Below are 21,634 nucleotides of genomic sequence, written 5' to 3'. Positions count from 1 at the left end.
AAATGACCGCTAAATATACATTTTATAAATATTAAATAATGAACAAAATTGGAATAAATTGCATATGTTACCATGTAAACACTTCCGGAAGTGTTATGGAAAAATCAAAGGAGTGATTTTACATGGCAACAATTTTTCAACTTAAACGGGGTTCTACTGCACAAGTTAACACATACTCAGGTAATGCAGCAGAAGGAGAACTTGTATTAGATACCACATTAAATCAGTTATACGTTGGTCAATCAGATGGGAGTCTTAGGTTAGTAAACCCCAATATAACTGTTGCTGCAGATGCTCCAACAATTGCAGAAGTAGGCGATTTATGGTTTGATACTGATGATAATAAATTATATGTTTGTACAACGGCTAGCAGTGAGAGTCCTCATGTTGATCCTGTATTTTCAATCCACACCTATACAGCAGCTGATATTAGTGATTTTGCTAGTGGAGTCGACGCCCAACTTGCAGCAACAACTACAACAGCAACTGTTCTTACACACGCAACAATTGACGGAGGAGTACTAGTACCAGAATTAGATGGCATAAGTCCTAATGATGGTCCATTAGCCGGAAACACATCAGTAACCTTAACCGGAACTGGCTTCTTCAGTGCTACTGGTGTAAATTTCGGTGCAACACCGGCAGCATCCTATACTATCGACAGTGACATACAAATCACCGCCATTTCTCCGGCTGGAACAGAAGCAGGAGCAGTAGACGTGACCGTTACTGGGCCTGGCGGGGCCAGCGACGCAGTAACATTCACATACCTAGCATAAAGTTGAATTATTTAAAATGAGCCTGCGCAGGCATTCTGCCTGCGCCTCTCTTTAATATTTTACGGACATTTCTAGTAAAGCATAAGAATCATGGGCAGGTGAAATCTAATATGCCAACCATAATTCAAATTAAACGTGGCCCTCGAACGAGTATACCTGCCACAGATAATTCCCCGGGGCAATTGTTTTTGTCTACGGATACGATGGAGTTATTCGTCACAGGAACAGATTTAAATGTGAACAAAATAAGGGATGTGATAGTTAGTCCCATAGAACCAACCAATCAAGTAGAAGAACAATTATGGTTTGACACATTATCACACCAGTTAAAAGTATATGATGGTTTGGTCTGGTCACCGGCCTTAGACAACCGCATAGGTGATTTAAACAACCTACTAACCAATAATAAATCCAGTGTCATAAGTGCGATTAACGAAGTTTATCAAATGTCTTCCGGAAGTATATTCTTCGATGAATTTCTTGGTCAAAAAGTGAATGTTTCATTTTTTTCTGGTGCCTTTAGCAAGCGAGTGGTTGATGCAGTTTTATCTGGCACAGCAGGCAGTGCAATTATCCTAACTCCCCCGGCAGGAGCTTCTAGTTTTAGAGTTTATACCTTTGTCTCTGGTGTTGCCTCGGTACCCCAAAATAATAATCCTTTTTTAGAAAGTTGCGTTACTAAAATGCTGGTTCCCATTCACCAGCTGGCAAGCGTTGAGATAGCAAGCAGTACAGTAATTTGTTCTTTGACAGCAGAGCCTACCGCGGGTACTGCATCCTTGGACGTTACATTTAATTGTATTGTTAATTACCCGGATATAGTCAAGGAGTACCAGTGGGATTTTAACGGAGATGGAGTTATTGATAGAACAACAACTACCGGAATTACATCCTTCCAGTACAGACAGCCTGGCACCTATCCGGTCACTTGCACGTTGTTAGATGACAACGGCGCTACCCTTTCCACTGCTTCAATAGACATATCGGTATACGAAGCAGCCCACATTACCTTATTCACAGCAACTCCTGTTACAGGGGCCGCTCCGCTGAGTGTTGCCTTTAACTGTGTATGTCAGAACTCAGACAGTGTAGTTGCCTTTCAGTGGGATTTTGGCGACGGATCTCCCAAAATAACGACACAAACCGGAAACTATCATCATATTTATTCAAAACCCGGAGTCTATCAAGCAAGGTGTACAGTGTTAGATATATATGGTTACTTAAAAACATCCAATCCATTAAGTATTAATGTTATTCAAGTATGTTTTGCCCAAAACGTAATTACCCAGGTTATTGACCCTTGCAAAAGCTCTAAAATATATGATGTGGACTGAATTTATTAAAGTTTCACTTTGAATTAAAAACAAGTTGCTTCCTGAAAAAAGCCCAAAATATTAGTAAGAGTTTATAGCTTCTACCTAAAGTTCTTCTGAGAGCATCTAATCGTATAAAGAGGTGAAAATATGGGATTTAAGAAGTTGTCAATTTGTTTTGTGGTGATCCTATTTTTATTTACAGGATGTCAAGACGAACAAAGGCTGGCGGAAGAGAAACTTAAACAGATGGGAGTGAATTTTGATGAAAGTACCTTTATTCAGAACGTTAAAGATAATGACATTGAAATAGTAAGACTGTTCCTAAACGCAGGAATAAATCCTAATGCAAAGGATGACTTGATGCTAACCCCCTTAATGTATGCTTCTGAGAAGGGGCATAACGATATAATTCAACTATTACTGAAAAACGGGGCAGAAGTAAATGCTATTCAGTCTACGGCTGGAATTACACCACTTAACCTTGCCATCATCGGTGGAAATGTTGAAACCATTAAGCTATTGCTAAAAGGCGGCGCGGATGTTAATTTATCTGATGAGAAAGATGGTATGACACCACTTATGTTAGCATCGGGGGTAGTCCCTAATATAAAAAACTCTTGTGAAACAGTGAAATTGTTATTAGATAGTGATGCAGAGGTAAATGCCGTTGACAAGAATTTTGGGTGGAGTGCATTACATTATGCAGTTTATGAAGGAAACCAGGAAAAAGTTCAAGTGTTATTAGACGAAGGTGCAGATATTAATATAAAAGGAAATGATGGGCAGACTCCCTTGATTAGAGCATCCATAGTAGGAAACGCAGAAGTTGTCCAGTTGCTGATAAGGAATGGAGCAGATGTCTTCGCAGGCTTATGAGTGGGGTAAAACGCAAAACAACGCTACCTTTGTTTTATCTGAAAGGTAGCGTTGTTTTCGTATTCTACTTAAGATTTTTCGCTTCAAATTCTCTCATTAATTCAACCAACTTCTCAACACCTTCAATTGGCATTGCATTATAAATAGATGCACGCATGCCGCCAACTGTCCTATGGCCTTTTAAATTCACAAATCCAGCAGCAGTTGCTTCTTTAACAAATTTGGCATCCATATCTGCATCGCCAGTTATAAACGGAACATTCATAAGGGAACGATCTTCCTTGACAACCGTGCCTTTGAATAACCGACTCTGATCCAGGAAATCGTATAGAATCTTTGCTTTCTTCTCATTGTGTTCTTTGATTGCTGTCAAACCACCGACTTTTTTCAGCCATTTGAAAACCTTACCGCAAATATAAATTCCATATGCAGGGGGAGTATTATATAAGGATTTTGCATCAGCATGGGTCTTATACCGTAGCATTGTTGGTGTTCCCGGAAGCACATCCTCTGTGATTAGATCTTCTCTGATAATTACAATTACTACACCTGCAGGGCCTACATTTTTTTGAACCCCTGCATAAAGAACACCATATTGAGTTACATCTACTGGTTCGGATAAGATACATGAGGAAGCATCGGATACCAATATTTTCCCTTTTGTATTAGGCAATTTTTTGTATTTAGTTCCATAAATAGTGTTATTCTCACATATATAAACATAGTCAGCATTCTCTGAAATCGGGAGGTCAGAGCAGTCAGGTATATAGGAAAAAGTTTTATCCTCACTGGATGCAATTTTGTTAACCTTTCCAAATTTCTGAGCTTCTTGATAAGCTTTCTTTGCCCATTGTCCGGTAACAATATAATCTGCAACACCGTTTTTCATTAGGTTCATTGGAATCATCGAGAACTGAAGGCTCGCACCACCCTGGAGAAACAACACTCTGTAGTTGTCGGGAATATTCATCAAATCCCTTAAATCTTGCTCTGCAGTAGTAATAATCTCTTCAAAGGACTTAGAACGGTGGCTCATCTCCATCACAGACATGCCTGTACCGTTATAATCTAACATTTCGTTTGCAGCCTCTTTTAAAACTTCTTCAGGCAATACTGCTGGACCTGCTGAAAAATTATACACTCGTGACATCTTAACTCCTCCCAATTTTAAACATTATTTTCAATACTTCGTTTGTTGTTATCCCTGGATTTTAGGTGATTACTCACTTATTTTTCTCTTAAAATATTTATCCAGCATCAAACACTTTAAACGAATCATTATACCCAAGCGTTAAACAATACTACTTCCACCTTAAAATAGTTCAATAATTTTATAACAGTTATTATAGATTATATTGGAACAATTTAGTAAATTCAATGACTAAGCGAGTTTATTCTAAAAAATAATGCAAACATGCTTAATCAAATAGAATATAATGTTGTATATTTCATCAATGGGACGTACTAACTGACGAGTTTAATTTTTCTGCTAACGCAGTTTAAAGCCATAAAATTAGAGAAAAATAAAGAGGTAAAAATAATAACACAGTGGCCCTGAAATTTGGAAAGCGGTGAGCAAAAATTAGGACGTCAGAACAAAACGTACCCTTTACATACCTAGGTAAAGAAGATTTTTCAGAAAAGCTAACAGATTGGATCGGGGACATATTTTACGATGTGCTGCCCCAAAGGGGCTATGAGGTTCGTGAGGAACAAATTTATACTGCCTTTCGAATTGCCGAGTCAGTTTGCAGTGGTAAGGTACATCTGGCAGAGGCAGGATTAGGTACAGGTAAAACCTTTGCGTATTTGCTTACTGCCATTGCTTATGCCCGCTTTAAAGGAAAACCTGCCATAATTGCCTGTGCATCCACAGCACTTCAGGAACAATTGGCAGGACCAAATGGAGATATTGAAAATCTGTCACGGCTACTTGATCTGAACGTTGATATCCGGATGGCCAAAGATCCACGCCAGTATATCTGTGACGAAAAAGTTAGCAAGTTGAATTACACATCATACGAACAACCAGAAGAATTGGTGAGTATCCTCAACTGGGGGAGACATACCAAGCGTGGTGAACGTTCCGAGATGCCAACTATATCTGATTATATATGGAAGCAGGTAGCCTGGGATGAGACAATGCCCTGTGAAACTTGTTCTAGGCGGGGATTTTGTAAGTTAGTAAAAGTTAGGGAACATTACAGGGCAGGTTTAGATATAATTGTTTGTGACCATGCTATCTATTTTGATGATTTGTGGACAAGGGATGAGAGAACTGCAAACGGCCAACTTCCCATCTTACCGGAATATTCAACCGTTATTTTTGATGAGGGGCATAAGGTGCTGCTCCCTGCTGCTTTAAGTGCCGGGAGGTATTTGAATAAGCAAGAGATCAAGAGTATGCTCTCTTCCATCGAAGATATCCAGGGGAGTAGAACTTCTTTAATTTCTGCCAGCTTCGCCCTAGATAGGGCCAGTTCCCAATTTTTTGAGCTTTTGTATAAGTCTTCAAGCAGGGATGAACGTTCCGACCGCCTAACTGTGATGTTAAGTGATGAACTTCTAAAATCAGTAAATACTTTACTTCGGGCTTTAGATAAATTACTTTTTGAATTTCAAAATGAGCAAGCTCTTAATACCCAATCCGTTCCCGAATCTCAATTACTAGTCTATGAGTCAAGAATTGAACGGGCGATTGTAGCTCTGGACAGGTTTTATAGGAATAAAGGAGCGGATGTTATCTTCTGGGCCGATGGGGACCAAAGTTTTTGGGTTGTACCAAGAGATCTTAGTGGCTTGTTAAATAGGCACCTTTTTGACAAAGGGCTGCCAATGGTTTTTTCCTCTGCTACCTTGAGCACTGGTGGACACTTTGACTACTTTGCGCGTACTTTGGGTTTGAAAAATTTCTCTAGTTCAACTGTTAAAAGTACTTTCGATTATGAAAAACAAGTGCAAATATATCTACCAGAAAATGTGCCTGACAGCCGCCAAGAGGATTGGTTTGACTTTGCTTTAGAACAACTATATGATCTTTTAAGATTTTCTCAAGGAAGGGCGTTGATTTTAACTAATGCACCATCCGATGTACACAAAATTCGCCAAAGACTTAAAAATTACCAATTACCATACGAGTTCCTTTGGGAAGACAGTGCTGAACGAGGATATCTGCTCCGAAGATTTCGTGAAAGAGTTTCATCGGTGCTTGTTGGCTCAGGATTTTGGGAGGGTATAGATATACCTGGTGAAGCACTGACTCTATTGGTAATCTGGAACTTGCCTTTTCCTCCACAGGAACCACTAATGGAGGCACGCAGGTACGAGGTGGTGGAACAGGGCCTAGATCCGGTGTTTGCTGTAGACTATCCTGAAATGTCCCTAAGATTAAAACAGGGGTGTGGCAGACTTATCCGAACACGTGAGGATGGGGGTGCAATAGCTATTTTAGAACCAGTGCTGGGTACACCTTGGGAAGAACACGCCTTGGCGGCTTTACCAGAAGGGGCCGAAGTTGTCCGAAACTTAAAAAATCTTTCGCCTCGGTATCCCGCAATTAAATATAATAATATTCAACCTTTTATTATGCTCTTTCCAAATCTGTCAATTTATCAGAAGGACCAAAGATAATTAATTCATCACCGGGTAGAATCATGTCATCCGGATTGGGGTTGGGAATGGGTGTTCCGGTTCTATTAATTAACAATAACTGACAGCCAAATTTTTCTCGGAGGCCGGAGTCCTTTAAGTGTTTATTGGCTAGTGGGGAGCTAGAATTAATGGTGAGTTCCTCTATTTGGTAATTGATATTTTTTTGCTCAAAGAGAGTTTGTACAAAGGCAACACTGGCTGGTTTGATTGCAGCCATAGCCATTCTTTTGCCACCCAGTGTAGAGGGAGAAATAATACTGTCTGCACCTCCCCTTTTTAGTCGAGGAATACCTTCATTCCGCGTGGCTCTGGTAATTACTTTGATATTGGGGTTGAGATCCTTTGAGGTCATGACGATAAAGAGATTGCCAGCGTCTTCTGGCAAGGTGGTGATGAGGGTGCTTGCTCTAAGAATGCCGGCCTGTAGTAAAACAGCATCCTGACTGGCATCGCCTATGATTATGGGTATCGTGGAGTTGCGATAGTTCTCTGCTCGGGCAGGATCTTTTTCAATGGCCATAAAGGTCTGACCCTCTCGCTTCAATGTATCAAATACCTCTGAACCCACTCGTCCTAGGCCGCAGACTATAATATGGTTATTTAATTTACCGATCATTTTTTTCCTCCGCTTTTCTCCCAATAAATCATACAATTGGCCCTCAGAGATAATAACCATTAAGGTACTAAGGACATAGGTGTAGAGACCCACACCGCTAAGAATCAGTCCCATTGTTACCAGACGGCCTGAAACAGTTTTAGGGACGACGTCCCCATAACCTACGGTAGTTATGCTAATAGTAGCTAGCCAAACTGCATCTGTCAGGGATAACCCTTCAATACGAATCAGGGCCATTACTGCTAAAATCATTAACCCAATAAGGGCCAGGAACACATAAAAGAAATTTCTTAAACTCATCGGTGCACCTCATAAGTAGTATAGCATTGCTAAATATAGGCAAGTGGTAAAGATTGTATAAATATTTTATGAGTAGTAGGGCGTGTCGCCAATGAGGTCTGTGAGTAAGAAAGAGATAATTCAAAGGTGAATTATCTCTTTCTTACAGGGGGAGTTTATAGTTTAATATGTTTTTACTGTTAAATAAGGCTTAGGTCTTCTCCATTTAAGATTTTCTTCATGTTTTTCATGGGACACATCTTTCCGCACATAGTACAAGTATCTTCACACTCTGGTTTGGACTCTTCCCTGTACTTTCTTGCTTTTTCAGGGTCAATGGCTAAAGAAATCATACGGGTAAAATCAACATCAGCACGGGCCGCACTCATTTGATTATCCCACTGGCGTACGCCGGGGATTCCTTTGGCAATATCAGCAGCATGGGCTGCAATCCGGGCTGCTATAATACCTTCCTTCATATCATCCAGATTCGGTAAACGAAGATGTTCGGCTGGGGTTACATAACAGAGGAAATCAGCACCATTTGCAGCGGCCACTGCACCACCAATGGCACTGGTGATATGGTCATAACCAGGAGCAATATCCGTTACGATTGGTCCAAGTACATAAAAGGGTGCTCCGTGGCATAACTTTTTCTCCAACAACATATTGGCAGCGATCTCATTTAGTGCCATATGCCCCGGACCTTCTATCATCACTTGGACATTTCTTGCCCAGGCCCGCTTGGTTAGCTCGCCCAGGGTTATCAGTTCTTCAATTTGCGCCGGATCAGTGGAGTCATTAAGGGAACCAGGACGACAAGCATCGCCTAAACTTATTGTGACATCGTACTTTTCACAGATATCTAGTAGTCTATCATAGTATTCATAAAAAGGATTTTCCTGATTATTAAGTTCCATCCAGGCAAAAAGTAGTGAACCGCCCCGGGAAACAATGTTTGTCAGTCTCTTGTTTCTTTTCACTCGTTCTGCAGTAGCTTTGTTCATACCACAATGAATAGTCATAAAATCCACACCATCTTCAGCATGCCTTTGGACAACTGAAAAGAATTCATCTACGGTGATATCTTTTAAATCTTTATTCAACATGCCCACTGCGTCATACATGGGTACGGTACCAATCATAACTGGTGATGCTTCAATAAGCTTACGCCGGAATTCTTGTGTCTTACCATAGCAGCTTAAATCCATAATAGCATTAGTTTTTAGCTCTATTGCCTTTTTTGCTTTCTCCAATTCCAACTCAATATCATAACTGTCTTTGGAAACACCTAGATTGACATTAATCTTAGTGCGTAGTCCCTGTCCAACACCATCGCAATCAAGATTAGTGTGATTCTTATTTGCTGGAATAGCAACTTTCCCCTCTACCACCAATCTACGTAAACATTCTGGATCCATATTTTCCTTTTGAGCTACTGTACGCATTTGATTTGTAATCAAACCTTTTTTAGCAGCATCCATTTGGGTAGTATAATTCATATTTTCCCTTCTTTCATTAAAATTGTGAAAGGAAGAAGCTTTGAGACCACAATAAAAAAGCTTACCGAAAAGGTAAGCTTATCAATTGAGCATCACAAAGCTTCCCTACGGTGGTACTAACCACATCAGGTTCAAGGGTTGGAAATATATTCCTCTCAGCCGTTAGGCACCCCTAGCCAAATATTATTTTAATAAAATTGTAGTTTACTTAAGTATATCTGTAAAGATTAATTTACAAATAAAAACATTAAAAGAACCTTTTTACTATATATCTCTGGCTTTATCTTGTCTAAAGTCAGTGATATAATTAGATTAGTTAAGTCAATAAAATAAATTGAGAAGTCATTTGGGGTGCCGGAAGGCTGAGAGGTAATTACCAACCCATTGAACCTGCTCTGGGTAATACCAGCGAAGGGAAATGCAACTACGCTATTTGTGGCACCCCGGGCAGGGGTGTTTATTTTTTTGACTTTTTGTAAACATCATAAGGGGTGAAAAAAATGATTGGTAAGGTAAATGATGAATTTTTCCAAAAAGCAATCCTGCCGGAAACAGGTGCAATGACCCCAGAAGTGGTCGTTGGGCCAAGTATGGGCGTGGACGCGGCCATCCTAAAGATAGGGGACCAGTTTATGGCTATTGCCGAGGATCCCATTTTCCCCGGACCCACCACATCACCGGAGGATTTTGGTTGGATTACTGTGCATATTGGGGCCAGTGATGTGGCAGTGATGGGCATTAAGCCCCAGTTTATGACCTATTCCCTTCTTATTCCGCCCGATACCAATGAAGAATACATAGCTCGCTTGGTGCGAAGCATCAGTGAGACTGCTAGAAATCTGGGGATTTCCATAGTCGGTGGGCATACTGGTTTCTATGGTGCGGTTAATGTGCCAACGATAGGAGGTATCACCGTGTGGGGCATGGGCCGAGAATATATAACCCCGGCAGGTGCCAGGGTGGGTGATGCAGTCCTGATTACCAAAGGAGCAGCCATAGAGGCAGCGGCCCTCCTGGGGAGTGAGTTGGGAGATAGTTTACGGTCCGCGGGCATTACAGAAGAGCTAGTGGGGCAGGCTTCCCAGAGAATTAAGGAAATGACAGTGGTAGAGGACGCTCTTCTGGCAGCAGCCTGCGGTGGGGTACATGCTATGCACGATGCTACAGAGGGTGGATTGGCTCGGGGTCTCTGGGAAGTAGCTGAAGCCTCTGGCGTGGGCTTACGTATTGAAAGATCCCAAGTTATGGTGCCCCCTGATGTAAAAGCAATCTGCAGCCACTTTCAACTGAATCCTTACGAAGTAATCAGTGAGGGCACCCTAGTGTTAACAGTTGACCCAGATAAGGTTGGGGATGTCTTAAAATCTTATGAAATGGCCGGCATACCCGCTGCCGTGATTGGGAAAGTGGTACCCCAAGGGGAGGGTCGCCGCTGGTTAGAAGTGGATGGGAGTGAACAAGACTTGTTGCCGCCTCCGGTGGATCACTTTTGGGAAGTATTCTTTGGGGCATTGTCTCAAGGTTAGGAGAGGGTGAAACCACTGAAGAGAGTGTTTTTTGTTGATTTTGATGGAACAATTACCAAAAGGGATACCTGTGATGTAATGGTAGAAAACTTTGCAACTGATGGTTGGCAAGAGATTAATGAATTGTGGGAGAAGAGGGAAATTTCAACCCAAGAATGTGCCAATAGAACCTTTCAACTTTTCCAGGCTTCTTTAGCTGATCTGCAGAGACTGTTGGATACGATAGAGATTGATGAGAGCTTCGAGGCCTTCGTCAGTTATTGCAGGAAAGAAGGCCATCCTATATATATCCTTAGTGATGGCTACGACCTTTGTATTGAACACATTCTAACAAAATATCACCTTAAAGTACCCTATTTTGCTAATAAGCTAGTATATGAGAAGGGGTTTGGTATTACCTGTACCTACCATAACCAGGACTGTGGCCTATGTGGTACCTGTAAGAGTTCCCTTATGAAGCGTTTGACGGAACCAGGTAGTCAGGTGATTTATGTGGGTGATGGGGTCTCAGATATCTGCCCTGCTGGCCACAGTAATCTTGTGTTTGCCAAGGGACGGTTGCTTGACCACTGCCTGGCCAAGGGTATTCCAGTCGTCCCAATCACAGGGTTTAAGGACGTATTAAAAAAGCTAAACTAGATCAGTTTTACCCTAACTAAAAGGTGAGCAACCTATTAAAAATAATCTATCAACAAGTCCCCCGCAGGATTAAACTGCGGGGTATTTTGTTTTTGGTATAAAACTGAGGCAAATGAAAAATATAATAATGCGAAATAAACAAACCTAGAAATATGGGGAACACGGGGGAAAAGATGGAGCAAGGACACAAAGGGTTATCTGCAGGGCAGCTTACAATGATGGCATTAGGAACCGTTATAGGAGGTTCATTTTTCCTTGGTTCATCGGTAGCCATCTCGGCAGCTGGACCTGCCATATTAATTTCCTACATACTTGGTGGGCTGCTTGTTTACCTCATACTCTTTGCTTTATCTGAGATGACAGTAGCCAATCCTGATGCTGGCTCCTTTCGGACCTTTGCAACACAAGTCTTTGGCCCAGGGACTGGCTTTGTTGTTGGATGGGTGTACTGGACCGGAATTATTCTAGCTATGTCCAGTGAGGCCACTGCTGTATCAATCCTGGTTCGTGAGTGGCTACCCAATATATCTATAGCTTTTCTGGGGAGCCTAATTATAATCGGTGTTACACTGTTAAATCTTTTAGGAGCTGATAAGCTAAGCAAGCTGGAGAGTAGTCTTGCTGCAGTGAAGCTATTAGCCATAGCCTCCTTCATAATTCTAGCCTTATTATTGATTGTAGGGCTTATGCCAGGAAGCCCAGCAATTGGTGCTGGAGAATTGGCCAGGGAACCTCTATTTCCAACAGGTTTACAGGGCATTGCCGGCAGCATGCTGATAGTGATTTTTTCCTATGCCGGTTTTGAAATAATTGGATTAGCTGCTTCAGAGACGACTAATCCCAAGGAAACTGTTCCAAAGGCAATCAAATATACGGTTTTAAGTCTTGTGGGGTTTTATATACTTTCTGTTTTAGTACTTCTTCCATTGATTTCTACGGCTCACCTTAGTGAAGATGTCAGTCCAATGGTAGCTGCACTTAATAGACAAGGATTTAGCTGGGCAGGTAATGTTATAAATGTAGTGCTTATAACAGCAATAATTTCCACGATGCTGGCAGCTATGTTTGGGCTCGGGCGAATGATACGCTCCCTTGCCAATGAAAATCAGGCTCCTAAGTGGCTAAAAGACAAGAGCAATGTTCCCTATCGTGGAATATTGTTCTCTGGCCTTGCTATGCTATTAGGGTTAGGCCTTGGTCTGCTGCTGCCCAGAGTCTATTTATTTTTGATAAGTTCTGGTGGCTTAGCACTCTTATTTACCTATGCTGTAATTATGGCCAGCCATTTACGTTTCCGTAAGCTATACGGATGCCCTCCAGAAGGGAAGTGCCAAATGCCAGGATATCCATATACTTCTTGGATTGGCTTGCTAAGTTTGCTTATTGCTATTATAAGCATGCCATTTATTTCAGGTCAAACATCGGGCTTGCTGGCAGGAATTATCATAATAGCTTTATATACCTCAATTTATCTGGGTATAAAATTTTTTCGTCTTGCCCCCAAAATCAATCAAGCTGGTAGGCGCTTAGATAGCAAGAGCTACGACCAGATATTATCAACTGAATACTCTAAGGAACTGGCGGAGGGTAATTATGATCAAAATAAACAGAAAACGTAATCTTCCCATAAAGAAGTAAATTTTGTTAATATATTAGTTGGAAAAAACATTAAGGAGTAGATTGCTAAATGATAACAGTAAACATAGAAGAATGTATAGGATGTGGACAATGCGTACAAGATTGTTTTCCCAAGGATATAGAACTAGTTGACGGAAAAGCAAAGGTTAAAAACAAAACCTGCATTAAGTGTGGGCATTGTATCGCTATATGCCCAAAAAATGCAGTATCAATAGATGAGTATAACATGGAAGAAGTAAAAGAATATAACAGAGAAGCATTTTCTGTGGATGCTGATCAGTTACTTAATTTTATTAAATTCAGAAGGAGCATAAGACAATTTAGAGATAGAGAAATAGAACAAGAAAAAATCATTAAAATTATAGAAGCTGGTAGATTTACTCAAACAGGCAGTAATATGCAGGATGTGTCTTATATAGTAGTAAGAGAAGGGCTCCGGGAATTAAAGGCTTTAACCTATGAAAGCTTAAAGAAAATAGGGGAAGATATGCTGGCCAATTTAACTCCAGAAACAAAGAGGTTTAGGAGATATGCCAAGATGTGGGTTAACATGCATCAAGCATATCAAGAAAATCCCCATGAAAATGACAGATTATTTTTCAGCGCTCCAGCTATAATAATAGTTACTGCTGAATCTCAGGTAAATGGAGCCCTGGCCTCCTCTAACATGGAACTTATGACCAATGCCTTAGGCTTAGGAACATTTTTTAGCGGATTCTTTGTAAGGGCAGCCCAGGGAAGTAAAAGGATTATGGATTTTCTCGGCATTGATGGAGACAGGCAGATAGTAACCTGTATGGTTATTGGCTATCCTAATGTGAAATATTACAGAACAGTACCTAGGAAAAAAGCGGACATATGTTGGAAATGAAAATTTTTGATAACGGTATAGACGACATTTTGTTCTTGGAATTAAAGGATTAGTTATAGCAAAACATAACTTTAAACAAAGGGGATTATAAGAATGTACAGTTTTAAGAATGACTATAGCGAGAGCGCACATCCAAGATTATTGAACGCTTTGATAGAAACGAATATGGAACAGGTTGAAGGCTATGGTCAAGATTGTTATTCCCTCCAGGCAGTTGAAATATTAAAACAAATAATTAAGCGAAATGATATAGATATTCATTTTTTATCAGGTGGTACACAGACCAATCTCACTGCCCTTTCAGCCTTTTTAAGGCCCCATGAAGCTGTTATTTCAGCTAGTACTGGTCATATTCTAGTCCACGAAACCGGGGCCATTGAGGCCACAGGTCATAAAATCATCGCCATTGAAGTTGACGATGGCAAACTTAATCCTAACCATATTAAAGCTGCCGTTGATATGCACGAGGACGAGCATATGGTCAAACCAAAACTGGTTTATATTTCTAACCCAACGGAAATTGGCTCAATCTACACAAAATACGAACTGGAACAGTTGAACAAGTGCTGTCGGGAAAACAACTTATTTTTGTTTGTGGACGGGGCCCGTCTAGGCTCGGCACTATGCTCGGAAGAGAACGACCTAACTCTTGCTGATATGGGGGGCTTAGTTGATGCCTTTTATATTGGCGGTACTAAGAACGGTGCTCTCTTGGGTGAAGCCCTGGTAATTTGCAATAACTTACTTAAAAATGATTTTAGGTACCATATGAAGCAAAAGGGAGCAATGCTGGCTAAAGGCAAGGTGTTAGGCATACAATTTTTGGAACTTTTTAAGGATGATTTATACTTTGGCCTGGCAAGACACGCCAATGAGATGGCTGGTTTACTGCGGCAGGAAATCAGTAGGGCAGGCTATCGGTTTCTAACGCACTCTCCCTCTAATCAGATATTTCCTGTTTTACCAAATTGGTTGATTACCAAGCTTCAGAAAAGGTACTCTTTTTATGTTTGGGGCAAAGTTGATGAGGATCACTCAGCTATCCGTCTAGTCACTTCCTGGGCTACTAAAAAAGAGGCTGTTTTATCTTTTATTGATGATCTGAAAAATGCCATAGCTTGATAGTTGGCCTTCGACTATTCTAAGGTTATAGCGTAGCAAGGTTATAAGAATGTAGAAAATTACGATGGTAGTTTAACAGAATGGAAAGCATTAAAATTACCTTTAGAAACTAAAGTAACCAAATAGACAAATACCCAAGGGCTCCGTACCTTTACGGGGTCCTTTGCATATGTCGAGAAGAGAAGTTAGGTTGTCTGCTTTACTATGTTAAACCTCATTTGTTGAGCAATCCGTTTGCCTGTTATAAAAAGATTACAGGAAGAAAAGATTTTAGTCCAATCTCTTTCTGTTTGATACGATCAATTTACTAATGACAAACAGTTGACCCAGGGTCAACTGTTTACTTTTGCGCCGGCGATTATACCAAGGCTAGCTTGTTTAACGTAAGTAATTAGTTGTAAGATTAAACTACTAGTAGTTCTGAGTAGAGAGAATAGGTAGCCTTGGTTTAAGGCTAGATTAAAGGTAAATTTTGGAATGAATAAAGGAGTATGCTTTGATAATGAGTTATATTCAGCGTGGGACAGACAAATTTAAAATGGTAAACCTTGCTTTATTTGCAGGTGGTTTTAATACATTTGCTATACTTTGGTGCACACAACCATTGTTACCGGAAATAGGCAAGGAATTTCAGGTTTCTCCAACAGTTTCAAGTTTAAGCCAATCTTCTACTACAATTGCCTTAGCAATTAGTATGTTGATCGCCAGTTCTTTATCAGAAGTATTTGGTCGCAAATCCATTATGACAATTTCTTTGGTCGCTTCGTCAATTCTTTCAATTTTAACGGCTTTTAGTTCGAGTTTCCACCTATTAATCTTATGCAGAATATTACAAGGGATTTCATTGGCAGGATTACCAGCTGTAGCAATGGCCTACATTGGCGAGGAAATCGAACCGAAAAGTTTAGGCATGGCCATGGGATTATATATCAGTGGTAATTCCATCGGTGGCATGGGTGGTCGTATTATCAGTGGATTTTTAACAGACTTTTTTAGTTGGCGTGTAGCCTTAGGCGGAATTGGTATCATTAGTTTAATGGCTAGCATTATTTTTTTCGTTATATTGCCCGAGTCTACTCATTTCAAACCACGTAAATTTAAAATAGTAGAATTAGTAAAATCATTGTTTGTACAGTTTAAAGAACCAGGCCTCATTTATCTATTTTTCATGGGATTTTTGTTATTAGGAAGCTTTACATCTTTATATAACTATATTGGTTTTCAACTAATTGCTCCACCCTATTCATTAAGTCAATCATTAGTTGGGTCTATATTTATAGTGTATATAGTTGGCACATTTAGCTCTACCTGGATGGGAATGTTAGCTGATCAATACGGAAGAAAGAAATTAATACAAGTGTCGTTGTTTATTTTGTTATTAGGAGCCTGTATAACTTTAAATACATTTTTATGGGTAAAAATTATTGGCATAGCGGTCTTTACTTACGGCTTTTTTGCTGGACATTCTATTGCCAGTGGTTGGGTAGGAAAACTAGCTACTCATGACAAAGCACAAGCATCAGGACTATATTTATTTTTCTATTATTTAGGTTCAAGTATTGGAGGAACCGCAAGTGGTACGTTTTATAGTAGCTTTGGTTGGCCTGGTGTTGTTTCTATGATCGTGGTTTTCATCGCTATTTCTCTATTAATGTCAATTCGATTAGGAAATATTGTTCCAAGCAGATTAAATCATTCTTCAAATGGAATCTAAGAAACACTTAAGAGATCCGAGAACTGGGGTGGGTAAAGCTTGATTATAGGGGTAGTATCAGATACTCATGTGCCACGGAGGAGTAAGGAACTTCCGAAAGATCTTCTTCACGGTCTTGAAAAAGTAGATATGATTATACACGCAGGAGATTATGAAACAGATAACTGAGCAGAGCAGCCGTCCACTTAAGGCTTACTGACATATTTTTACACAGTAAGCTTTGCAGGCAGAAGCCCTTGTCTTGTAGAAAAATGTATGGGGACATAATAACAGCTTAGGCACTTTGCAATATACTTCAATTAGCTGTCATTAAAGTCTGTAAATATATCCAAATGGCTAGAATCAAGGTAGAGATAGGGGGAGATGATCACGGGTAACTTTGCATTTCTTAAAGAAAGATGGCCCATACTGGCTAACCTGGGTGAAATGGCGGAAAAGAATGTGCACTCGGACCCAAACACTACCTTAATTAAGCTGCGCTTATTTGCGGAAATGATGGCCAAGTTTATCCTGGCCTTTGAAAATATGCAGGACCCTGTCGATAATAATCAGAACTCCCGGCTGCGTATACTCAAACAAACTGAAATGATTCCGGTAGAGATGCTGGACATTTTCCATACCATTCGCAGTATAGGTAATAAGGCAACCCATGAAGCCTATGGTACTACCAGGGAGGCTGGCACCTTATTATCCCTGTCTTACCGGTTAGGGGGTTGGTTCATGCAAGTGTATGGCGATTGGAGCTACGAACCGGCCCATTTTGTGTTGCCTAAAAAGCAGGAGTCCGTTTCCGCCACTGCATTGCAGCAATTAACCGAAGAATATGAAGCCCGTTTGACTAGAATACAGGAAGAACTGCAGCAACTAAGCCAACAGCAGCTTACACCGGAGCAACTGCAGCAGCGTCGTAATCTATCTAGGAGGGTGGCCTCACAACTTAAGCTAACGGAAAAAGAAACCCGTCAAATTATAGATGATCAATTAAGAAGTGCCGGTTGGGAAGTCAACAGTGAACAACTGAAGTGGCCCGCCACCAAGCCAGCTAAAAATCGCTACCTAGCCATAGCTGAATGGCCCTGTGGCAACGGTTATGCAGACTATGCTCTGTTCGTTGGATTCACTCTCTTAGGAATCATTGAAGCTAAGAAGAAGGGGAAAGACGTCATCAGCGACCTGGAGCAGGCCAAAGAATATGCTAGGCAGGTAAAACTTCAGGACCAGGAACAATGGTCCGGGGGACCCTGGGGAGACTATAAAGTACCTTTTCTTTTTGCCACCAACGGTCGTCCTTACCTCAAGCAATTGGAAACAAAATCAGGCATTTGGTTTTTGGATACTCGCAAGAACAATAATCACCCCCGGGCCCTACACAACTGGTATACTCCTGAAGGTCTACAGGACCTCCTGAAGCAAGACAAGGAGGCAGCCCATGCAAGACTGAAGAACGAACCCCTAGATTATCTGAATCTGAGGCCCTACCAATTGAAGGCTATCAAGGCAGTGGAAGCTGCACTCGGGCAGGGGCAGCGGGAGATATTGATTGCAATGGCCACCGGCACAGGGAAAACCCGTACCACCATCGGCCTGACCTACCGTCTGATCAAGAGCCAACGGTTTAAGCGGATACTTTTCTTGGTAGATCGTTCGGCCCTGGGGGAGCAGGCTGGAGATGCCTTTAAAGAGGCAGTAGTAGAAGATTTTCTTACCTTTACCCAGATTTACGATGTCAAGGGATTGGAAGACAAAACTCCTGAGCCAGCCACCAAAGTACACATCGCCACCATCCAGGGCATGATTCGTCGTGTCCTCTTTAGGGAGGATGAAGATAGACCCGCTGTGGATTGGTATGATTGCATAGTGGTGGATGAGGCCCACCGGGGCTATGTGCTGGACAGAGAGATGGGAGAAACCGAGCTGACCTTTCGGGATCAGCAGGATTATATCAGTAAATATCGTAAGGTGCTGGAGTATTTTGATGCCGTAAAAATCGGCCTCACTGCCACCCCGGCCTTACATACCAAAGAAATATTCAATGACCCGGTATTTACGTATTCTTATCGGGATGCTGTGGTGGATGGCTATCTGGTGGATCATGAACCACCTTATCAATTTGAGACCCAGTTAAAACAACAGGGTATTAAGTTTACTAAGGGACAGCAGTTAACCATCTATGATCCCATTACTGGACAAGTGGATAATATCAACGATTTGCCCGATGAACTCCATTTTGAGGTGGATAAATTTAATAAAACCGTGATTACCGAGAATTTTAACCGAACTATCTTGGGAGAATTGGTCAACTATCTAGATCCTATGGGCCATGAAAAAACTCTCATCTTTGCTGCCGGTGATGACCATGCCGATATGGTAGTCAAGATATTAAAGGAAGAGTTTGAAGCAGTGGGCATCGAAGTGGAAGACGATGCCATCGTCAAGATAACAGCTTCCGTTAAAGATCCCCTAGCAGTCATCCGTAAATATAAAAATGAGCGTCTTCCCAACATCGCAGTAACTGTGGATCTGCTAACCACTGGTGTTGATGTGCCGGAAATCTGTAACCTGGTTTTCCTGCGCCGGGTAAGGTCCCGGATACTCTACGAGCAAATGATGGGACGGGCCACCCGTTTGTGTGATAGACTGAAAAAGACTCATTTTAATGTCTTTGATGCCGTGGGCCTCTATGAGATGCTAGAGCAGATTAGCAGCATGAAACCAGTGGTGGCCAACCCCAAGGTGAGCCTAACCACCCTGGCTAGCGAATTGGAGCAATTGGACCAGGTGGACCAGCAAAGACAGCATATAGAAAGTATCATTGCCAAAATTCAGCGTAAGCAGCGGCGGCTGGATGAGGAAGATGTGGAAATCTTTATTACCCTATCGGGCGGACAAAAACCCGAGGAGTTTTTAAGCTGGCTGCGGCAAACCCCACCCCAACAAGTCAAGCAAGAACTACCCGGCAAAATTAGGTTGCTACAGTTCTTAGAGCAAGGTAGGTATCACCCCACTCAAAAGGTGGTGTCTTTCCACGCAGATCGACTACTTTATGTGGCCAGGGGTTACGGCAAGGGAACCAAGCCCCAGGATTATTTAGCTGAATTCGGTACCTTTATCCGGGAAAACATGAATAAAATTACCGCCCTGCAAATCGTGGTACAGCGTCCACAGGAATTGACCAGGCAAGCCCTAAGGGAACTAAAGATTGAATTGGATAGCCACGGTTTTTCCGAGACCAGTCTCAACACCGCTTGGCGGGAACTGAAAAACGAGGATATCGCTGCGGATATCATCAGTTTTATTCGACAACAGGCCCTGGGTGATGCCCTGGTGAGCCATGAAGAGAGGATCAAACAGGCCATGCAAAGGGTACGGGCCATCCATCCCTGGAATAAAGTACAACAGGGTTGGCTGGATCGGATAGAAAAGCAGTTAATCAAAGAAACCATCCTGGACAGGGATTCCTTTGATCAGGAACCCTTTAGGGGGCAGGGAGGTTTCCTGCGCATCAATAAATTATTTGGTGGCAAGTTGGAAGAAGTATTAAAACAGATCAATCAAAGTTTATATGAGCGGAGGAACAGCGCATCGTGAGTATGACAACCCAGGAAATAGTTCAAAAACTCTGGAACTTATGTAATGTATTAAGGGATGACGGTATCACTTATCATCAATATGTAACTGAATTAACCTATATCCTGTTCCTAAAGATGGCTAAAGAAACCGGTACAGAAGATAAAATACCCGCTGCTTACCGCTGGGACGAATTGATTAAAAGGGAAGGCACCGAGCTAAGAAATTTTTACAAACGATTGCTATTAGACTTAGGTGAAAGGGCCGAGGGACGGGTTAAAGAGATATACACAAACGCCTCTACCAATATCGACGAACCGAAAAACCTGGAAAAGATTATTAAAACCATCAATGCCCTGGACTGGTATAGTGCCAGAGAAGAAGGTCTGGGGGATTTATACGAAGGGTTGCTGGAGAAAAACGCCAGCGAAAAGAAATCTGGGGCAGGACAGTATTTTACTCCCCGCCCCTTGATTAACGTCATTGTTCAGCTCATTGACCCGCAGCCAGGAGAAACCTGCAACGACCCCGCTGCCGGTACCTTTGGCTTTATGATTGCAGCGGATAAGCATATCAAGGAAAAAACCGATGACCTCTTTACCCTCAGTGAAAGGGAAAGCAACTTTCAAATATATCAGGCCTTCTCTGGAGTGGAATTGGTACAGGATGCCCACCGACTGGCCCTCATGAATGCCATGCTGCATGGCATTGAAGGACCTATATTACTAGGCGATACCCTGTCCAACCTGGGCAAGAGTCTCGGTCCCTATGATGTAGTCATGACTAACCCGCCCTTTGGTACTAAAAAGGGTGGCGAGCGCCCCACCCGGGACGACCTGACTTACCTGACTTCTAACAAACAGCTTAATTTCCTACAGCATGTCTACCGATCCCTGCGAGAGGATGGTAAAGCCAGGGCAGCTATCGTGGTACCGGATAATGTGCTGTTTCAAGATGGTGATGGGCAGAGAATCCGTGCTGACCTGATGGACAAGTGCAACCTGCACACTATCCTTAGGCTGCCCACTGGTATTTTTTACGCCCAGGGTGTTAAGACCAACGTATTGTTTTTTGACCGGGGTGTAACGGATAAAGACAACACCAAGGATGTCTGGTTCTATGACTTGCGTACCAATATGCCCAGCTTCGGCAAACGTACACCCCTGACCGAGGTCCACTTCACCGACTTTATTGCTGCCTACACCGCAGAGGATCGCAGCGAAGTAGAAGACGAACGCTGGAGTAGACTGACCCGTAAACAAATCCGGGCCAAGGGAGACAACCTGGACCTGGGACTTATCGCAGACTACTCCCTGACCTCCTACGAAAACCTCCCCGACCCCATTGAATCAGCCGAAGAAGCCATCGCCAAACTGGAGCGGGCGGTGGAACTGTTGAACGAGGTAGTTAAGGAACTGAAAGCTGCCGAGGATGGTCAGCGTGGATAAGAAGGCTAACAAGAAGTCAAGTACTGGCACCTGATTTTTCCAGATACCTCCGAATAGTTCGGGGGTATTTTTCTTTCATGCTACGGCTGG

The 21,634-nt window shown here is 41.9% G+C and carries 16 protein-coding genes and 2 riboswitches; of the genes, 13 read left to right on the top strand and 3 right to left on the bottom strand.

What is annotated here, in order from left to right:
• Positions 1–122: 122 nt before the first annotated feature.
• The 3 genes from ACYQ03_RS00595 to ACYQ03_RS00585 all read left to right on the top strand — a co-directional run bounded on the left by ACYQ03_RS00595 (position 123) and on the right by ACYQ03_RS00585 (position 2,971).
• On the top strand, positions 123–779 hold the full coding sequence (locus ACYQ03_RS00595; RefSeq protein ID WP_459906860.1) for an IPT/TIG domain-containing protein: 657 nt from the start codon (positions 123–125) through the stop codon (positions 777–779).
• Between the two features lie 110 nt (positions 780–889).
• A complete protein-coding gene (locus ACYQ03_RS00590) occupies positions 890–2,113 on the top strand; it encodes a PKD domain-containing protein (protein WP_459906859.1) in 1,224 nt (407 codons plus the stop codon).
• 129 nt (positions 2,114–2,242) lie between these two features.
• On the top strand, positions 2,243–2,971 hold the full coding sequence (locus ACYQ03_RS00585; RefSeq protein ID WP_459906857.1) for an ankyrin repeat domain-containing protein: 729 nt from the start codon (positions 2,243–2,245) through the stop codon (positions 2,969–2,971).
• A gap of 64 nt (positions 2,972–3,035) precedes the next feature.
• Here the strand turns inward: ACYQ03_RS00585 and serC are convergent, their stop codons facing one another.
• On the bottom strand, positions 3,036–4,121 hold the full coding sequence (serC, locus tag ACYQ03_RS00580; RefSeq protein WP_459906855.1) for a 3-phosphoserine/phosphohydroxythreonine transaminase: 1,086 nt from the start codon (positions 4,119–4,121) through the stop codon (positions 3,036–3,038).
• Positions 4,122–4,648: 527 nt separating this feature from the next.
• On the opposite strand from serC, the gene ACYQ03_RS00575 reads away from it, so the two are divergent.
• Positions 4,649–6,601 carry an ATP-dependent DNA helicase gene (locus tag ACYQ03_RS00575; RefSeq protein WP_459906853.1) on the top strand — a complete coding sequence of 651 codons (1,953 nt, stop codon included), beginning with the start codon at positions 4,649–4,651 and terminating at the stop codon, positions 6,599–6,601.
• Here the strand turns inward: ACYQ03_RS00575 and ACYQ03_RS00570 are convergent.
• Together ACYQ03_RS00570 and thiC are read right to left on the bottom strand one after the other, a co-directional pair.
• Entirely contained in the window at positions 6,555–7,538 is a 984-nt protein-coding gene (locus ACYQ03_RS00570; RefSeq protein WP_459906851.1) for a potassium channel family protein, read from the bottom strand. The two genes, ACYQ03_RS00575 and ACYQ03_RS00570, sit on opposite strands and share 47 nt — an antisense overlap.
• Before the next feature lie 179 nt (positions 7,539–7,717).
• On the bottom strand, positions 7,718–9,019 hold the full coding sequence (gene thiC, locus ACYQ03_RS00565; protein ID WP_459906850.1) for a phosphomethylpyrimidine synthase ThiC: 1,302 nt from the start codon (positions 9,017–9,019) through the stop codon (positions 7,718–7,720).
• Between the two features lie 85 nt (positions 9,020–9,104).
• A riboswitch (TPP riboswitch) is annotated at positions 9,105–9,203 on the bottom strand.
• A gap of 153 nt (positions 9,204–9,356) precedes the next feature.
• A riboswitch (TPP riboswitch) is annotated at positions 9,357–9,453 on the top strand.
• Between the two features lie 66 nt (positions 9,454–9,519).
• Here thiC and ACYQ03_RS00560 point away from each other — a divergent pair.
• From ACYQ03_RS00560 to ACYQ03_RS00520, 9 genes are all read left to right on the top strand, one after another.
• Positions 9,520–10,545: an AIR synthase family protein gene (locus ACYQ03_RS00560; RefSeq protein WP_459906848.1), complete on the top strand. Its 1,026-nt coding sequence runs from the start codon at positions 9,520–9,522 to the stop codon at positions 10,543–10,545.
• 6 nt (positions 10,546–10,551) lie between these two features.
• Positions 10,552–11,184 (top strand): MtnX-like HAD-IB family phosphatase, encoded by a 633-nt coding sequence (locus tag ACYQ03_RS00555; RefSeq protein WP_459906847.1) that lies wholly within the window; start codon positions 10,552–10,554, stop codon positions 11,182–11,184.
• Between the two features lie 173 nt (positions 11,185–11,357).
• Positions 11,358–12,803: an amino acid permease gene (locus ACYQ03_RS00550; protein ID WP_459906846.1), complete on the top strand. Its 1,446-nt coding sequence runs from the start codon at positions 11,358–11,360 to the stop codon at positions 12,801–12,803.
• A gap of 68 nt (positions 12,804–12,871) precedes the next feature.
• Positions 12,872–13,693 carry a nitroreductase family protein gene (locus tag ACYQ03_RS00545; protein ID WP_459906845.1) on the top strand — a complete coding sequence of 274 codons (822 nt, stop codon included), beginning with the start codon at positions 12,872–12,874 and terminating at the stop codon, positions 13,691–13,693.
• Positions 13,694–13,786: 93 nt separating this feature from the next.
• Positions 13,787–14,815, top strand: a complete 1,029-nt coding sequence (locus tag ACYQ03_RS00540; RefSeq protein WP_459906843.1) for a threonine aldolase family protein — start codon at positions 13,787–13,789, stop codon at positions 14,813–14,815.
• Between the two features lie 502 nt (positions 14,816–15,317).
• Positions 15,318–16,529 carry an MFS transporter gene (locus tag ACYQ03_RS00535; RefSeq protein WP_459906841.1) on the top strand — a complete coding sequence of 404 codons (1,212 nt, stop codon included), beginning with the start codon at positions 15,318–15,320 and terminating at the stop codon, positions 16,527–16,529.
• Between the two features lie 39 nt (positions 16,530–16,568).
• Positions 16,569–16,697 carry a metallophosphoesterase family protein gene (locus ACYQ03_RS00530; protein ID WP_459906839.1) on the top strand — a complete coding sequence of 43 codons (129 nt, stop codon included), beginning with the start codon at positions 16,569–16,571 and terminating at the stop codon, positions 16,695–16,697.
• A 195-nt stretch (positions 16,698–16,892) separates the two neighbouring features.
• Positions 16,893–20,117 carry a type I restriction-modification system endonuclease gene (gene hsdR / locus ACYQ03_RS00525; RefSeq protein WP_459906837.1) on the top strand — a complete coding sequence of 1,075 codons (3,225 nt, stop codon included), beginning with the start codon at positions 16,893–16,895 and terminating at the stop codon, positions 20,115–20,117.
• 2 nt (positions 20,118–20,119) lie between these two features.
• Entirely contained in the window at positions 20,120–21,544 is a 1,425-nt protein-coding gene (locus ACYQ03_RS00520) for a class I SAM-dependent DNA methyltransferase (protein WP_459907085.1), read from the top strand.
• The last annotated feature ends 90 nt before the right edge of the window (positions 21,545–21,634 follow it).

It is taken from the genome of Desulfotomaculum defluvii (assembly GCF_054657375.1).
This window is presented reverse-complemented; position numbering and strand designations above follow the sequence as displayed.

Excerpts from the sequence above, each read along its gene's own strand:
- thiC (WP_459906850.1), bottom strand. The coding sequence starts at position 9,019 with ATGAATTATACTACCCAAATGGATGCTGCTAAAAAAGGTTTGATTACA.
- ACYQ03_RS00520 (WP_459907085.1), top strand. The coding sequence starts at position 20,120 with ATGACAACCCAGGAAATAGTTCAAAAACTCTGGAACTTATGTAATGTA.
- ACYQ03_RS00570 (WP_459906851.1), bottom strand. The coding sequence starts at position 7,538 with ATGAGTTTAAGAAATTTCTTTTATGTGTTCCTGGCCCTTATTGGGTTA.
- serC (WP_459906855.1), bottom strand. The coding sequence starts at position 4,121 with ATGTCACGAGTGTATAATTTTTCAGCAGGTCCAGCAGTATTGCCTGAA.
- ACYQ03_RS00560 (WP_459906848.1), top strand. The coding sequence starts at position 9,520 with ATGATTGGTAAGGTAAATGATGAATTTTTCCAAAAAGCAATCCTGCCG.
- ACYQ03_RS00550 (WP_459906846.1), top strand. The coding sequence starts at position 11,358 with ATGGAGCAAGGACACAAAGGGTTATCTGCAGGGCAGCTTACAATGATG.
- ACYQ03_RS00545 (WP_459906845.1), top strand. The coding sequence starts at position 12,872 with ATGATAACAGTAAACATAGAAGAATGTATAGGATGTGGACAATGCGTA.
- ACYQ03_RS00540 (WP_459906843.1), top strand. The coding sequence starts at position 13,787 with ATGTACAGTTTTAAGAATGACTATAGCGAGAGCGCACATCCAAGATTA.
- hsdR (WP_459906837.1), top strand. The coding sequence starts at position 16,893 with ATGATCACGGGTAACTTTGCATTTCTTAAAGAAAGATGGCCCATACTG.
- ACYQ03_RS00590 (WP_459906859.1), top strand. The coding sequence starts at position 890 with ATGCCAACCATAATTCAAATTAAACGTGGCCCTCGAACGAGTATACCT.
- ACYQ03_RS00585 (WP_459906857.1), top strand. The coding sequence starts at position 2,243 with ATGGGATTTAAGAAGTTGTCAATTTGTTTTGTGGTGATCCTATTTTTA.
- ACYQ03_RS00595 (WP_459906860.1), top strand. The coding sequence starts at position 123 with ATGGCAACAATTTTTCAACTTAAACGGGGTTCTACTGCACAAGTTAAC.
- ACYQ03_RS00535 (WP_459906841.1), top strand. The coding sequence starts at position 15,318 with ATGAGTTATATTCAGCGTGGGACAGACAAATTTAAAATGGTAAACCTT.